Raw genomic sequence first — 15211 nt, forward strand, 5'->3', positions numbered from 1 at the left:
ATCAGACGCGTTCATCGACATTTGCGGGTCGATCCATTCCCTCTGGATGGTTCTCTTCGTTCTGGAAGTTCCGGCTCGGAGTCACCCCGGAAGCCAGTGTCTCCCGGACACCACTGAGAAATAGCCGTGGATCGTCCAGCCGAATGTAGTCGAACCGAGGATGGCGGATCGTCGAGGTGATCATATTCCAGAGGGTTCCGGCGGTCGACGGCCGTTCGATGAAGGGCGACTCATCGCGCCAGAGGCTTGCCAGATGGGCCAGTTCCCCGTACGCGATGTGACAGGCTACTCCGGGCTCGTACTGATTCTCGATTTCCTCCCCGCGCCCCATCGCTCGCTGGTAGTAGTAGTACGGGAAGTCCGCCCCGGCCCGAACTGCCTCTGGCATCGACTGCCAGACACGCGGGTTGATCTCCAGGAACTTCCACTCACCGGTCTCTGCGTCTTTGACGTACTCGATACAGGCGTATCCGTGCCAGTCGAGCTGTTCCAGGAGCGTCCGCGCGGCGTCATCGACTGCCTGTGAGTGTACGGACTTCCGGTAGACTCCGCCGCCGCCAACCCAGGAGTTCTGCCGTATCTGTCGGTGCTGGTACGTCGCCAGCGGTTCGCCGTGATCCCACAGCGCAGTGTAGAGGTGCTTTCGCTCCTGTGGGATGAAATCCTGAACGATTGGGTCGTGATGCATCTCCTCGCGAAGTTCGTCCACATCGGGGCGTGCTCCAGCCGGCACTGATCGGACGTGTTTGACTTCCTGAAGTGATCCCGCCGGGAAATCCTCAACGTAATCCCCAGTGAGAATGTTGTACCGTGATTTGACGATGACGTCTCGATCCCACGAGTCAACCTCCGAAAGGAGTCGCGTGTCGGCATGAGGGACTCCGACTTGAGCCGCAGTCTCCGCGAGTCGGTGTCGGTCGTGACCGCTTTCGAGGACGTCCAGCGAGGGTGTGACGAGAGAAATGTGCTCTTCGAACTCCGCACGGAACTTGGCGAAGACGTAGGCGTCACACTCACGAACAGGATAGGCGGTAGCGATGTCGGGACGGCGAGCCAACTCCAGTAGCGAATCCTTGTACGCGAGCAGGTCGTTCGGCGATGCAGGTAGCAGTACCGCTTCCGAACAGTACCGAGAGGCGAAATGCGGGATCCGTTCCCGGGGCGACGCGACGACAGTGTCTATCCCACGACGATGCAGCGAGCGCATGATGGCGTAACTTTTCAGTTCTTTGCCAGTCGGAATGAGAACAGCTCCACCCCGAACGGACGACTCGGTCATACGTCAATGCTTCCGCCGAGTCACTATTCAGTATACACGTCATACTCCAATGCGACCCCCTCCTACGGGGAATGCATGCGACAACTCACAACTGTAGCAAGTGCATACTTACTGCCGTCGCTATGGAACGTGGATGTGATTGATGGCTAACAAACACATGACGAGAAACTCATATGAGGATCGATACGTATCCCAAAACAGAGATACAGTACCGGATGTATCGTTTCTCACTGATCGACTAGAGGCCACGCTTGCGTACTCGCGTGCCAGAGACTACACCGGCTGGGACTACGGTGACGGGATGGACAGTCGCCTCAGACGCGCGATCCCTGTCGACTCGAAGTGGCTGAATATCGCGTTTCAGGAGACTGCGAAACGCTTTCCGGTGAACATCCGTCCACTACTGGGCGTCACACAGCGGCCCAACTACCAGGGCCATGCGTTGTTCGCGATGGCCAACCAGACTCTGGATCGGATCGAAGCAGGTGAACGCGGACGCCGACTGGGGGTCGACTACGGTGAGGAGGCACGCACACTTGCGGAGTGGCTGGTCGAAAACCGGACACAGGGCTATAGCGGGTACTGTGCGAGCTATCCCCATCCGATCCAGCATCTTGACGGGTTGGGCGAACCGGGCGAACCTGATATCGTGAACACGTCTTTCGGGGTGGAGGCGCTGGTTCGCGCAGGCGAATTCGACGCTTCCTATCCCGAGGTCGCCGAGAGTGCCAGGGATTTCGTTCTGGACGATCTGGACTATCGTCCGGCCGAATCCGGTCGCGGCGCGGTGATCGACTACCACACCAAACACCCACAGGAGTACTACACGATCAACGCCGGCGCACTCTGTGCACGGCTCTTTCTGGATCTGTATGACCACTTCGAGAACCCGGCCGATCTCGATCGGGCACGAGAACTACTTGACCACATCGAGGATCTGCAGACTGACCGGGGTGGCTGGAAATATCGCGATCCACCGGACTCTTCGCATCTCTCGATGGATACCCACCACAACGGGTTCATCATCGAGTCCTACCAGCGCTATCGAGACGTCGTCGAGGACGGTCGGTACGACGACACGCTGGACGACGCGCTTGCCTTCTTCCGTGGGGAACTGTTCGCGGACAACGGAGCGCCGAACTTCGACGAGCGCTCGACGTTTCCCAGAGATATCCACGCGAGTACGCAGGGCGTGCTCGTGTTCACCTACGCCGGTGATCTGGCGTTCGCGCGGCGGATCCTCCAGTGGGTCTTCGAGAATCTCTATGTCGGTGACGGGCAGTTCTACTACCGAAAGGAGCGGTTTTTCACGCGGCGCGTGACACTGATGCGGTGGTGTCAGGCTTGGATGGCCTTCGCGATTAGCGAATATCTTGACGCATATACAGACGGTCAAGGCGACCGCACCGGGGCTTGATTCCGGTTCACTTCTGCTCGGACTGATACTGGTGGCGATACCATTTCGAAATGATCTGACACGCCGTCGTACCAGATATCGTCACGAACGTATAGCCACCAGTATGACACACCCGGACCAGGCCGGTAATCAGTGCATAGTTTTGCCCTCATTTCTCCCATCGTAAGGGTATGAACGCCCACGAGGCAGTCAAATCACTCTATCTCAGAGCGGGGAGGGTGGTCTTGGACAACAAACTGCTTGATGCGAAGTGGTTCGTCGAACAGGAGATTAATACCTGGACGGACTGGATGGACGTCCCGGTTCGTCGCCGCCTGCCCCTGTGGAGACAGGGGTTTCTCAGCCCGAATATCCAGCTCTACGATCTAGAGAACACCGATCCGGAGAAGTACCTCAGTCATCTCCAGGCGTTCCGTCTGTACGCCCGTGCGAACGGTGATCACCGCTACCTCGTAGACGATAAGCTCAGCCAGCACTGGATGCTGGCCGACTATCCGGACAGTCGGCCGACGGCACACGGACTTCTCGACCGTGGATACGTTCACGGTGTCGCAGGAACCGAACTCGACGCCGATGCGGTCGCGATCGAAGACTGGCTTCCGGAGACACTTGAGGCCGAATCCCGACTCGTACTCAAACAACTCCGTGGAGAGGGCGGCAATCAGGTGATCGTCTGCAGTCACGATACGGACGGGTACCGCATCGACGGAGAACCGGTCGACGAAGCCGAACTCTGCGAGCAACTCGAACCACTCTCGAGCTATCTGGTGTCTGCGTACGTCGACCAGCACGACTACGCGGCCGAGCTGTATCCTGATTCGCCCAACACGATCCGGATCCTCACTGTCTGGGACGACGAAACCGACGACCTGTACGTGCCCGCGGCCTGTCAGCGGATCGGAACCGATTCATCTCGCCCCGTGGACAACTTCGGTGCGGGTGGTATCGCGGCGAACCTCGACGTCGAGACCGGTGTACTCGGGCAAGCAGTCCAGTATCCGTTCGGAGGATCCGTGTCCCGGTTCGAGAACCACCCGAATACCGGTGAGCGAATCGTGGGTGTCTCGATTCCGCATTGGGACCGGATCAGGACTACCGTCGAAGAGATTGCCCGCGACAATACGAACATCCCGATTATTGGCTGGGATGTCCTGCTGTCAGAGTCGGGTGAGCCGACAATTATCGAGGCCAACACCGGGACGCATCTCGATGTTCTACAGGCCCATCGCCCCTTGCTGGCGGATCCAGACGTTACTCGAGTTGTCTCGCGGTACTTGCCCGAGGTCCAGTACCAAGCTGCTCCCGCACCCTGACCTCGCTGCTGGTTACGAAGACGGTGCAACCCTCGTATTCGAACCGGAATTCTCGCCTCTGATCCGATGGAGACCCGAACAGCGCCTCGAGTGCATCTGGATCGATGACGTTCGCCAGCGGCTCGAGTTCCTTCGGTGAAATACCCTTTGTTTTAGCAACGGAGTTTACAATATTATGGGTTATAGGTTCAACGAGGTCAGGTTCTCGCATAGGATTCTGTAACTCGGTAAATGATAAAAGCTCCCTTCAGAATTCCTGATAAGTGAGAAATGCTCTCCGTCGCCGAGATCACAAGGGTACTTGCGGGCACGGAGACTCCGCTCGGGTGACGTCGTCACGACCGCGTCGGGGGAAGAATCGATCCTGTTTATATACATATCGAGGCGAATACCCCGACCCACCGTGGTCAGGGATGAAGCCGTCACACCAGGATACAAACCATTAAGTCGATATATCGCTAATCAGCAGACAGCGATGGAATACAGTCACCGCTACCGCGCCTACCCGACAGACGAGGTAGCGGAGCGGCTGGAACACCATCTCGATGTGCATCGCCAACTCTACAACCACGTCCGCTGGGAGTACGAGAACAGCCCAGCGGACGACAAGCCCAGCGAGTACGACCAGAACAACAACCTCCCCGAGTGGAAACAGCGGTGGCCGATATTTGCTGAATTGCACTCGAAAGCCGCCCAAGCCACCGTCGCACGCTTCTACCACAATCTCACCATCCTGCGCAAACTCAAAGAGAAGGGGTACGACGTCGGTCGGCTCACACGCCAAGCGCCCAGTGAGTACCGGAGCGTGACGTACAACCAGTCTGGTTTCGACCTCGATGAAAAGAGGGGCCACGACACGGACGCCTACGTCCGCTTCAGCAAGATCGGGTGGGTGAAAATCCGATACTCACGTCCAATCCCTGACCACGCCACGATCAACGAAGTCACGTTCAAGAAGGAGACGACCGGCGAGTGGTTCGTCTCTTTCGGGCTGGAAACCGATGATGCCGTTCTGCCCGAGAAGCCCGACGTGGATTCGCTGGACGCGAGCAACAGCGTGGGGATCGACCTTGGCATCCAGAAATACATCCATACCTCGGACGGGACGACTGTGGAGTGGCTCGACCTCGAAGACGAATACGAGCGACTCCGGCGCGAGCAACGGAACCTCTCGCGGAAAGAACACGGGTCGAACAACTGGGAGAACCAACGGAAGCAGGTCGCCAAAGTCAAGCGTCACATCCGGCGCAAAGTGCTGGACTACCAGCACAAAATAACGACGTGTCTCGTCCGCGAGTACGACGCGGTGTTTGTCGAGGACTTAGACGTCACGGAGATGTTGGAGCAGTCGCACAATGCTCGGAACAAGCAAGATGCGGCATGGCGACAATTCATTCAACTCCTCGAATACAAGGCCGACCTGTACGGGTGTCACGTCGTGCAGGTCGAACCCAAGGGGACAACGAAAGAGTGCGCTCGATGTGGTGTGGAGACGGCGAAGCCGATCTGGGTCAGGGACCACTCCTGTCCGAGTTGTGGATTCGAGACGGATCGGGATGCGAATGCTGCGATGAACGTCCTCAAACGGGGGTTTGCTGCACTAGGGCTGGGATGGCCCGAATCAACGCCTGTGGAGACCGTGACCGCTACGGACACGGATGACATCCATGAAGTGTCTGCAAGTCACGTCGTCGAAACAGGAAGCCTGTCCTCGTGAGAGCAGGATTCCCCGCGCCACCGTGCGCGGGGAACATTCAATTGTCGGTGCCACTCTCGGCGAGGGTCGTCGCGATTTCCGCAACCTGCTCGGGGTCGTTGGTCCAGACCCCGTCGTACCCGTCCGCTTGCTCCCGTGCGAGCAGTCCACAGGCCTGCATCTCGTCAGTACCGCCGTCGAACGCGAGGACCCAGTGACGATCGATCCCCTCGGCCGGCTGGCCGTGGTAGGTCACTCCCTGGATCTCCGGTGGCTTCCAGTCGGCGACGCCGTAGATATGAATGTCGAGGTCCGTGTCGGTCGCGAGCGTTCGATACACGTCGGCCTGGGACTCGAACGTCGAGAGCGCCTGGAAGCTCACCCGGAGCGTCCCGCGTCCGACGCGATAGGCGCGGTCTTCGATCTCCCGACTGACCGCGAGCAGTTCGCGTCGAGTCATTCCTCTGACCAGCGTGTCGTCGATCAGATCGAAGACAGCGCTGTAGCCCGCCGCGACTTCCTCGCGCTCGGTCGGCCGGACGAGCGGCGGTTCGAGCAACCCTTCGAGTGCCGTGACTCCCAGTGATCCCACGAACTCGCCGTCCGCCTCGAGGACGACGAACGGGTCCGGACCGCCCGGAGGCAGGTGGCGGTGTTCGACGGTGACGCCGTGTGCGTCGAACCACTCCTCGATGTCGGTTGGCCCACCGCTTCGATAAACCGTAAGCCGGTACTCAGTGGATTGCAACTCCTGGAAGTACGATTCGAACATCGTTACGAACGGCTGGCTTCGACACTCCGGCGGACGATGTCCCGGACAAGAGGTTCGAGCGACTCGGGCGTGACTGCCCCGCTCTCGCGGTCCCAGGCTACCAGGCCTGCCTCGACGAGCAACGGTAGATGGATATGGTGGAGCGCGAGATGGTGCTTCGTGTGATCGGCAGGAGTGCTCATCGTTCCTCTTTGGGTGGCCTCCCACCCCGTGAGAACAGTGGCGAGTTCCTCGATCGGGGTCTCCCCTTCTTCGAGCAAGTGATACAGCACCCGGCGTCGCTGGACCGACGAGAGCGCGTCGTAGAACCGATCCTCGGACAACCGTGAGTCGCTGCTACTGGCGGCTCTTCGATCGGTCTTCTCAGGAGCGACCATACACTATTATTCATTATAGATCAATATAATCATTCCCCTATGGGTGCTACTATCCGATACGTCTGTGGCCGGTGACGATCCTGTCCAAACGAGTTGGTCTCGCTCGGGCGGTCCGTCTCTCCAGTTGCGGACTACCAGATTTCCGTGCCCGCCGCCAGAGACGAGCGTGTCGTCCCCGGGGTGGACTCATCCAGCCGATCCAGCAGTGCCGCCGGCGGCCCGATCCACGCGCCGACGTCCTGAGCGTGTTCGATCAATCGACGGTACAGCCGTCGATAACCCGGGAACTCCCGTTCGTTGAAATACCGCGGGTGCCACAGCACCGTCATCACGGCGTCGTTCTCGCGCGCCTCGGCGACGAGATCCGCACAGGCCTGCCAGGCCGCCTGGGGTCGTGACGCGGGATCGGGGAGGGTCTGTTCCATCAGCGTCAACGGGAGCACGGTGAACGACTCCGAGAGCGGTTTCACGAGTCCGTAGTCGTACACGAAGCCGTAGTCGGTGCTGGATCCGAGCGTCGAGTCGTATTCCAGTCCCAGTTCGGCCTGGATCCGCCAGGTTTCGGGCGTGTTCATCCGGAGGTAGTGCTGGCGGCCGCCACGGACCGGGTGACCGAGTACGTCCTCCAGCTGCTCTTTCTCCTGGAGCAGACACTCGATGTCGTCGCCGGAGTGATACGAGCCGTGGAGGCCGACCTCCCACCCGCCGTCGTCGAGTTCCCGGATCACCGCTGCGATGTCGTCGTCGGTCGGATCGTATCGACCGAGCTGCTGGATCCAGGTATCGGGCCGGACCCAGTCGAGGGGGTCGCCGCTGGCGAACGGTCCTGGCTCGCTGAGGAAGTAAAACGCCGACCGAACGCCAAGGTCGTCTTCGAGCGCCATGATCTCCTCGAACTGCCAGTAGGGGTTCTCCCGGGCGACAAACGACCGCAGGTGATCCATCGACCGCTCCGCGAGTGTGTAATACAGCGCCTGGTGGAACCGCTTGTACGGCCGATCGACGTCGTGTGTGAGACACAGCGCGAAGGAGTGATCGTCAATCATCGTCGGCCATGGCAGCGGGTGGGTGGCTCAGTGCTCGGACGACGCGCTCTGCCGCCTCCCCACCACCGTACAGCGTCGGCTTCGCTTCGGGGTTCGGACGCGGGCGTGTGAGTGCTGTCCGGATCGCCGCCGGGTCGGCATCGACGAGGACGTTCCAGCCGGCCTCGACCGTCTCGGGCCACTCGGTCGTCTCCCGGAGGGTCACACAGGGGCGGTCGAGATAGAACGCCTCCTTCTGGACGCCGCCTGAGTCGGTGGCGACTCGCTCTGCGCCCGAGAGTAAGGCCACGAAGTCCAGGTAGCCCACCGGGTCGACGAGTTCCAGTGCCGAGGCCGCCTCCTCGTGGAGACCGTACTCCTCAAGTGCCGCGACCGTACGCGGGTGAGCGGGCAGGACCACCGTAGCCGACACGCTCGCGAGTCCCTCGACGATCGACCGCAGGCGGTCCTCGGCGTCGGTGTTTCGCTCGCGGTGGACCGTCGCGAGGACGTACGGCTCCCCGGTCAGTCCCAGGTCATCGACGATCGTGGAGTGCGCCAGTGCGTGCTCCCGGACCGCCAGCAGCGCGTCGTACATCACGTCGCCGGTCACGACGACCTCGCCCCGGACGTCGCCGGCTCGCAGCGTTTCGGCGGCCCGATCGGTGGGGGCACACAGCAGGTCCGCGCACTGGTCGACCACCACGCGGTTGACCTCCTCGGGCATCGACCAGTCGCCGCTGCGGACGCCGGCCTCGACGTGGACGAGCCGAACCGGGCGCTTTGCGGCGACCAGCCCGGCCCCGAGCGTGGAGTTCGTGTCGCCGTAGACGAGCACGACGTCGGGGGCTTCCTCGTCGACGACGTCGTCGAGTCGCTCCATGACCTGGGCGGTCTGGACGGCGTGACTGCCCGAGCCGACGCCGAGGTTGTACGACGGCTCCGGGATCGGGAGTTCCTCGAAGAACACCGACGACAGCATCTCGTCGTAGTGCTGGCCCGTGTGGACGAGCACCTCCTCGTGGCGGCTGAGCTGTTCGGAGACCGGAAAGGCCTTGACGAACTGCGGCCGGGCACCGACGACGGTGAGGACTTTCATCCCTTGACCTCCAGTTCCTCGTTGTCCCGCCGGTCGAACACGACCGCGGCGACCAACATGACGACGCCGAACAGCAGCCCGTACGTGGTTGTGCGCCCGCTCTCTCCGGCGTTCCACAGCGACCGGATGCCGTGGCCGAACCCGGCCAGCAACCCGGTCGCGCTGAACCCGTAGAAGGCGGCAGGGGGATGGACACCGTCGTCGAGATGGCGAACCCGGAGTCGCCACAGGAACTGTCGTGCCAGCAACAGCGAGAGCTGTGGCACGAACGAGGAGTACTCGATGTGGCTGGTCTCCTCGCCGTAGACCGCGGGCATGTCGACGTCGGCGATCCGGAACCGATGGACGTTCATGTGAACGAGCATATCGTTGCAGAACCCGAACCGGTCGTACACCGCGTCGAGATCGATCGCCTCCAGTGCTTCCCGGGAGACTGCCGTGTACCCGTTCTGTGGGTCCATCATCCCCCAGTAGCCGCTGGCGACCTTGGTGAGGAGGGTCAAGATTGCGTTGCCGAACAGCCGCCAGCGGGACATCGACGCCCGGTACTCCGGTCGTTCGAGTCGGTTGCCCTTGGCGTAGTCGGCCCGACCCTCCGCGACCGGATCGACGATCCGATTGAGGATGTCGGGGTCCATCTGTCTGTCGGCGTTCATCACAGCCACGACGTCGATGCCGTCCTCGACGGCCTGGCGATACCCCGTCTTGATCGCGGCCCCGACACCCCGGTTCCGTTCGTGTCTGGCCGTCACGACGCGTTGCCGGTAGCTGACGCCGCCGTCGGCCGTGACGAGTGACTGCTCGCTCTGTCGGTCGTTCATTCGCTGTGCCTGTTCGGTGATCTCCGTCCAGGTGTCGTCAGTCGAGGCGTCGTCGACAGCGTAGATCCGGTCGACAAAGGCCGGGACCGTCGCGATAACCTCTCCGACGAATCCCGCCTCGTTGTAGGCGGGAATGACGACGCCGACGGTCTGACCCTTGTACATCACTCTACCCCGCGGCCGTCACCGATCGTTCGGACGGTGTGGCCCGACCCCGTGAGGGTCAGCGCCTGCCGACCGTCGACGACGACCATGGGGTCCATCCGGTCCCACCGGACCCGGTCGAACGCGCTGTGATCGGTGACGAGGACGGCGGCATCGAGATCCAGTCTGTGCAGTTTATCGACGCTCGTCGGCGTCCCCTCAAACGGAGAGAGGTCCGAACAGACCGGATCGACGAGGTAGACGTTCGCGCCCAGCTGGTTCAGATCCCGGACGACGGAGAACGCTGGCGAGTACCGGACTTCGTCGACGTCCGGCCGGTAGGTCACCCCGAGGACGGCCACGTTCGCGCCGAACAGCGGGTGATCCGATCCGTCCATGGCCTCCCGGAGTTGCTCGATCGCGTACAGCGGCATGCTGTCGTTGATCTGGCGGGCCATGCGCACGATCGGGGCCGAGGTCTCGATGCTGTCCAGCAGGAAGTAGGGGTACACCGGAATGCAGTGACCGCCGACGCCGATACCCGGTCTGTGGATGTCACAGAACGGCTGGGTGTTGGCGAGTTCGATCGCCTCGGGGACGTCCACGCCGAGTTCGGGGGCGACCGTGGCGAGTTCGTTCGCCAGGGCGATGTTGACGTCGCGGTAGATCCCCTCGAACACCTTCACACACTCGGCGGTTCGGGCGTCCGGGGCGGCGTGGACGTCGTTCGTCGTGATCTCCCCGTAGACGAGTTCCGCGACGCGCGTGCTCTCGTCGTCGATCCCGCCGACGATCTTCGGGTAGGCCCCGCGGATGTCCTGCAACGCGCGTCCGCTCATCGTCCGCTCGGGACAGAACGCCAGCCCGACGCTCTCGGGATCGGGGACGCTCCGGCGGAGGATCGGCCACAGCGTCTCCGCGCAGGTCCCGGGCGGCACCGTCGACTCGACGACGACGATATCACCGGGATCGAGTTGCATGCCGATGTCTCGGGTGAGCGTCGTCAGCGTCGACAGATCCGGCACGTCCTGATCGTCGAGCAGGGTGGGGACGATCACCACGTGGACGCTCGCATCGGCGGCAGCTTCCTCAACGTCGGTGGTCGCCGACAGTGCTCCACTGGAGACGGTTCGCTCAATCTCCGCCTCCAGTCCGGGTTCGTTCTCGACGGGCGAGCGACCGTCGTTGATCGTCCCGACGACCGACTCGCTGATGTCGACGCCGGTGACGTTTCCGGTGACGGAAGCGTAGACGGCCGCGAGCGGCACCCCCATCTTTCCGAGTCCGTACACGGCGACCGGTACCTGTCCGTCGGTGAACGCACGCCGCTGTTCGTCCGGCGTCGCTCCCGAACCGTACAACCGTTCCAGTGACTGTTCAGATCGTGACATTTGGTGCCACCTCAGATTCCTCCGCGGCGAGCGCCTCGATACGGTTGGCCAGCGCCAGTGCCCGCCGTCCATCTTCGCCCGTCACGATCGGTTCCTCACCGGATCGGACGGCGGCCGTGAACGATTCGAGCTGGTTTTTCAGCGGTTCGCCGTTCTCGACCATCGGCTGCTCGATCAGGTTCTCGTATCGATACCGGACTGACCCCTTCTCCTCGACGAACTCGGGGTAGGACTTGCGGTAGATGTGGACCGAGCGATCGATGTAGTCGACGTCGACCTTGCAACTGCGGGCGGTGATCGAGAGTTTCCGGATCTTCTGCTGGGTGAGGCGGCTGGCCGTGAACGTCCCGATGACACCGTCCTCGAAGGTCACCGAGGCGGTGACGTACTGGCCGTCCTCGGTCCCGTCGGCTGTCACGCTCCGGACTGGAACGTCCAGCACGTCCAGAACCACGTCCAGGTCGTGCAGCATGAGATCGAGCGCCACGCTGGTGCCCATGTCCCGGTCCAGTGGCGGTCCGAGCCGGCGGGCATCGACGGCGATCACGTCCAGGTCGGCCACGACGTCCTGAAGGGTCCTGACGGCGGGGTTGAACCGCTCGATGTGCCCGACCTGCAGCACCACGCCGTTGTCCTCGGCCTGCTCGATCAGCGTCTCGGCCTGTCCGTCGGTCTCGACGAACGGCTTCTCGACGAGCACGTGGATTCCGCGGTCGATCGCCCGGCTGGCGATATCGTAGTGATACGCCGTCGGGACCGCGATCGAGAGGACGTCGACCGCCTCGAAGAGGTCCTCGGGGTCGCGGGGACTCGTCCCGTGGTCTGCGGCGACCGACAACGCGCGTTCCGGATCGTTGTCGTAGATGCCCACCAGATCGACGTTCGGGAGCTCCTCGTAGACGCGGGCGTGATGGCTCCCCATCTGGCCGACGCCGTAGACGCCGGCGGCGAGGGTTTCGTCGGTCATTCGCCGATCGCCTCCCAGGCGCGAGTGAGGTGTCTCTCGACCGCCTCGACGATGGTGGTGATGTCCTCGTCCGTGAGCCCCGGATGGACCGGCAGCGAGAGCACTTGATCCGTGGCTCGCTCGGCGACCGGTGTGGTGGCCTCCTCGCCGGCATAGGCCCCCTGTCTGTGGATCGTCGTCGGGTAGTAGACGCCGGTTCCGATGTCGCGCTCCTCGAGGTCAAGTTTCAGCGCGTTGCGCTGGGGGTACTGGACGGTGAACTGGTGGTAGGCGTGCTCGGTTCCGGGGCGCGGTTCGGGCAACTCAAGCCTGTCGCCGTCCAGTTCCTCGAGCAGGCGCTGGGCGTTGCGGCGGCGCTGGTCGACGTAGTACGGGAGTTTCTGCAGCTGGGTGAGACCGATCGCGCCGGCGATGTTGGTCATTCGGTAGTTGTGCCCCAGCGTCGCGTGCGTGTACGAGCCCGTGCGCCCGTGGTTGATGAACTGGTCGGCTCGACGAGCGACAGCCTCGTCGTCGGTGACGACGATCCCGCCCTCGCCGGTCGTCATGTTCTTGGTCGGGTAAAACGAGAAACAGCCGGCGTCACCGATCGTGCCGACGTGTTCGCCGTCGATGGTCGCGCCGTGAGCCTGGGCGGCGTCCTCGATCAGCGCCAGGTCGTGGGCGTCGGCGATCTCGCGGAACCGCTCCATCCGCGCCGGCTGGCCGTAGAGGTGGACGACGAGTATCGCGTCGGCGTCGTGTTCGCGGACGGCCGCCTCGGCGCTGTCGGGATCGAGATTGAGCGTCTCGGGATCGATATCGGCGAACACCGGCTCGGCGTTGGCGAACCGGATCGCGTTCGCGGTCGCGATGAACGAAAACGGCGTCGTGACGACGCTGTCGCCCTCGCCGATACCGAGCGCTTCCAGAGCGGTGTGCAGCGCTGCGGTCCCGTTGACGGTCGCGACGCCGTGCTCGGCACCGACGTACTCCGCGAACGACGCCTCGAACTGTTCGACCTCTTCTCCGGCGACGAGTCGACCCTCTTTGATCACGTCTTCGACGCTCTCGAACTCCGGCTCGCCGATGTCCGGGGCTGCAAGCGATATCATGCGATCGTGTTCCCCCCTTCGAGCGGGTCCGGCAGCGGTTCGTGTCGCGCGGGCGTGCCCACGGCCAGCGTCTCCGGCGGGACATCCTCGGTGACGATGCTCCCGGCGGCGACGAACGATCCGCGGCCGATGGTCACGCCGGGGAGGATCGTCGCGTTCGCGCCGACGGAGACGTCGTCTTCCAGCGTCGGGCCCTCCAGATCCTGCTCGACGCGGACCGGGTACTCGTCGTTGGTCAGGACCGCGCTCGGGCCGAGAAAGACAGAATCGCCGATCGTCGTCTGCCGGGGGACGTAGACGTTCGTCTGGCAACTCACCGACGAGCCGATCGTGCAGGCCCCGTCGACGACAGTATTCGTCCCGAGCAGGACGTCGTCCCCGATCGTCGTGTCTTCCCGGACCAGCACGTTGTGGCCGGTCGAGAAGGAGTCGCCGATCTCGACGTCGTCGTAGATCACTGTCCCCGACCGGATCGTTGCGTCGTTGCCGATCTGCGTCTGATCCGTGTCGCTGCCGTTGGAGCGGCCGAGCGTCGCGTTCTCGTCTACTGTACAGTCGATACCGAGTGTGACGTATTCCATTGCAGGTCCTCGCTGACCGGTTTCACGGGTGGCCAGCGCTTACGCCATGACTCGGGTCGATTGCCGCTTTGTTATTGAGTGCTTTGCGGGGACCACAGGATCGTACTATCGCAGGACATCGGTCCGATATTCTCTCGTGAGCCGCGTGGCCGTGGTTGCGATACCGACCTGCCGGGACGACCACACGTCGGAAGCGGTCACGCCGCTCGCTCTCGGCATTCACCGCTTTGCAGTCGTGCGGTTACACGCGAGAACGACGTATCTCGACATGATAAACGGACGCCCCGGGAGACGACCTCCGCGTATCGGTAGGCGACTGTATCGCCCCACAGTAGGTGAATACTACGCTCCGCTGGTGACCATAGTCACGTCGTAACAAAGTGGATACGTCGTCTCTTCTTCGGCACGTCTGATCGCTCGGACGAGTATACGTGATCAAGACAACACCGATATAATGTCAGAAGAAACAGATATGCTCTCGCCCGACCAGGCGTTCGATATCCTGAGCAACCAGCGTCGTCGGTATGCCCTGCATTACCTCTCGGACCATCCCGAAGGAGAGAAGCTCCAGGAACTCGCACGCCAGCTCGCCGCCTGGGAGAACGAGATCGCCGCCGAAGAGGTCTCAAAGAAACAGCAAAAACGTGTGTACGTCTCTCTGTATCAGACGCATATCCCCAAGCTCGAAGCCGAAGGGGTCGTCGACTACGATAGCGAGAGCGGGCTGATCACGCTGACTCGCCATGCGGACGACGTCACGACCTACCTACAGGACGACGAAGACCGGTCTGACCAGTGGCACCGCTATTATCTCGCTCTGGTCGTGGCCGGTACCGTCGTCTTCACCGCGACAGTTCTCGAGCTTCCCGTCTTCGCTGTACTCACACCGACGATCGTCGGTCTCACGATTCTCTTCGCGTTCGGTGTTCTCACTGTCCAGTACTTCCTCGTGCGTCGCCGTGAGTCACAGGGGGTATCCAGGAGCAGTGAGCACTAGTCCTCGTCCTCGACGGGAATCAGTTCCTCCGGACTCCGCTTGTACCGCGGTCTGTTCGCGAACTTCCGAATCAGTTCCTTGTCTTCTTTCGAGAGGTGTTTCGTCATCACCCCCGCTTGGACTGGAAGACGTATAAGTACGTCCCGACTTCCTGCACGTATCGATGCCTAGGAGCAGCATACTCACACATGGGTTCGTTTACCTGTGACTGATTATGCGACAATAACCACGTTTTAAG

Annotated in this window: 15 protein-coding genes; 4 read left to right on the forward strand and 11 right to left on the reverse strand. The window is 62.1% G+C overall.

All coding sequences use genetic code 11. From position 1 onward, the window contains the following. Position 1: 1 nt before the first annotated feature. The gene (locus HSR122_RS01535; protein WP_229110934.1) at positions 2-1279 is read right to left on the reverse strand and encodes a carboxylate--amine ligase; all 1278 of its coding nucleotides are present in this window, start codon (positions 1277-1279) and stop codon (positions 2-4) included. Positions 1280-1580: 301 nt separating this feature from the next. Between HSR122_RS01535 and HSR122_RS01540 the strand changes: the two genes are divergently transcribed. Together HSR122_RS01540 and HSR122_RS01545 are read left to right on the forward strand one after the other, a co-directional pair. Continuing rightward, positions 1581-2696, forward strand: coding sequence for an antibiotic ABC transporter permease (locus HSR122_RS01540; protein ID WP_229110935.1), 1116 nt, complete (start codon positions 1581-1583; stop codon positions 2694-2696). Between the two features lie 170 nt (positions 2697-2866). Beyond that, a complete protein-coding gene (locus HSR122_RS01545; protein ID WP_229110936.1) occupies positions 2867-4009 on the forward strand; it encodes a sugar-transfer associated ATP-grasp domain-containing protein in 1143 nt (380 codons plus the stop codon). Here the strand turns inward: HSR122_RS01545 and HSR122_RS14975 are convergent. Continuing rightward, positions 3948-4220, reverse strand: a complete 273-nt coding sequence (locus HSR122_RS14975; protein ID WP_394355537.1) for a HalOD1 output domain-containing protein — start codon at positions 4218-4220, stop codon at positions 3948-3950. The genes HSR122_RS01545 and HSR122_RS14975 overlap by 62 nt on opposite strands. Positions 4221-4484: 264 nt before the next feature. Between HSR122_RS14975 and HSR122_RS01550 the strand changes: the two genes are divergently transcribed. Beyond that, complete coding sequence (locus HSR122_RS01550; protein WP_229112167.1) at positions 4485-5726, forward strand: RNA-guided endonuclease InsQ/TnpB family protein; 1242 nt, start codon at positions 4485-4487, stop codon at positions 5724-5726. 37 nt (positions 5727-5763) lie between these two features. On the opposite strand, the gene HSR122_RS01555 is transcribed toward HSR122_RS01550, so the two are convergent. From HSR122_RS01555 to HSR122_RS01595, 9 genes are all read right to left on the reverse strand, one after another. Further along, positions 5764-6477 carry a DICT sensory domain-containing protein gene (locus HSR122_RS01555; protein ID WP_229110937.1) on the reverse strand — a complete coding sequence of 238 codons (714 nt, stop codon included), beginning with the start codon at positions 6475-6477 and terminating at the stop codon, positions 5764-5766. Between the two features lie 2 nt (positions 6478-6479). Next, positions 6480-6854 (reverse strand): DUF7344 domain-containing protein, encoded by a 375-nt coding sequence (locus tag HSR122_RS01560; RefSeq protein WP_229110938.1) that lies wholly within the window; start codon positions 6852-6854, stop codon positions 6480-6482. Positions 6855-6985: 131 nt separating this feature from the next. Then, positions 6986-7900, reverse strand: a complete 915-nt coding sequence (locus HSR122_RS01565) for a polysaccharide deacetylase family protein (RefSeq protein WP_229110939.1) — start codon at positions 7898-7900, stop codon at positions 6986-6988. Beyond that, positions 7893-8978: a non-hydrolyzing UDP-N-acetylglucosamine 2-epimerase gene (gene wecB / locus HSR122_RS01570; protein ID WP_229110940.1), complete on the reverse strand. Its 1086-nt coding sequence runs from the start codon at positions 8976-8978 to the stop codon at positions 7893-7895. The genes HSR122_RS01565 and wecB overlap by 8 nt, the downstream gene beginning before the upstream one ends. Continuing rightward, positions 8975-9964, reverse strand: coding sequence for a glycosyltransferase family 2 protein (locus HSR122_RS01575; protein WP_229110941.1), 990 nt, complete (start codon positions 9962-9964; stop codon positions 8975-8977). Before HSR122_RS01575 ends, wecB begins: the two co-directional genes overlap by 4 nt. Next, positions 9964-11334 carry a nucleotide sugar dehydrogenase gene (locus tag HSR122_RS01580; protein ID WP_229110942.1) on the reverse strand — a complete coding sequence of 457 codons (1371 nt, stop codon included), beginning with the start codon at positions 11332-11334 and terminating at the stop codon, positions 9964-9966. The genes HSR122_RS01575 and HSR122_RS01580 overlap by 1 nt, the downstream gene beginning before the upstream one ends. Next, positions 11321-12301 (reverse strand): Gfo/Idh/MocA family protein, encoded by a 981-nt coding sequence (locus HSR122_RS01585; protein WP_229110943.1) that lies wholly within the window; start codon positions 12299-12301, stop codon positions 11321-11323. Before HSR122_RS01585 ends, HSR122_RS01580 begins: the two co-directional genes overlap by 14 nt. Continuing rightward, the gene (locus HSR122_RS01590; RefSeq protein WP_229110944.1) at positions 12298-13395 is read right to left on the reverse strand and encodes a DegT/DnrJ/EryC1/StrS family aminotransferase; all 1098 of its coding nucleotides are present in this window, start codon (positions 13393-13395) and stop codon (positions 12298-12300) included. Before HSR122_RS01590 ends, HSR122_RS01585 begins: the two co-directional genes overlap by 4 nt. Beyond that, the gene (locus HSR122_RS01595) at positions 13392-13976 is read right to left on the reverse strand and encodes an acyltransferase (protein WP_229110945.1); all 585 of its coding nucleotides are present in this window, start codon (positions 13974-13976) and stop codon (positions 13392-13394) included. The genes HSR122_RS01590 and HSR122_RS01595 overlap by 4 nt, the downstream gene beginning before the upstream one ends. A 454-nt stretch (positions 13977-14430) precedes the next feature. On the opposite strand from HSR122_RS01595, the gene HSR122_RS01600 reads away from it, so the two are divergent. Next, positions 14431-14973, forward strand: coding sequence for a DUF7344 domain-containing protein (locus HSR122_RS01600; protein ID WP_229110946.1), 543 nt, complete (start codon positions 14431-14433; stop codon positions 14971-14973). Positions 14974-15211 lie beyond the last annotated feature (238 nt).

Source organism: Halapricum desulfuricans, assembly GCF_017094525.1.
Lineage (GTDB): Archaea > Halobacteriota > Halobacteria > Halobacteriales > Haloarculaceae > Halapricum > Halapricum desulfuricans.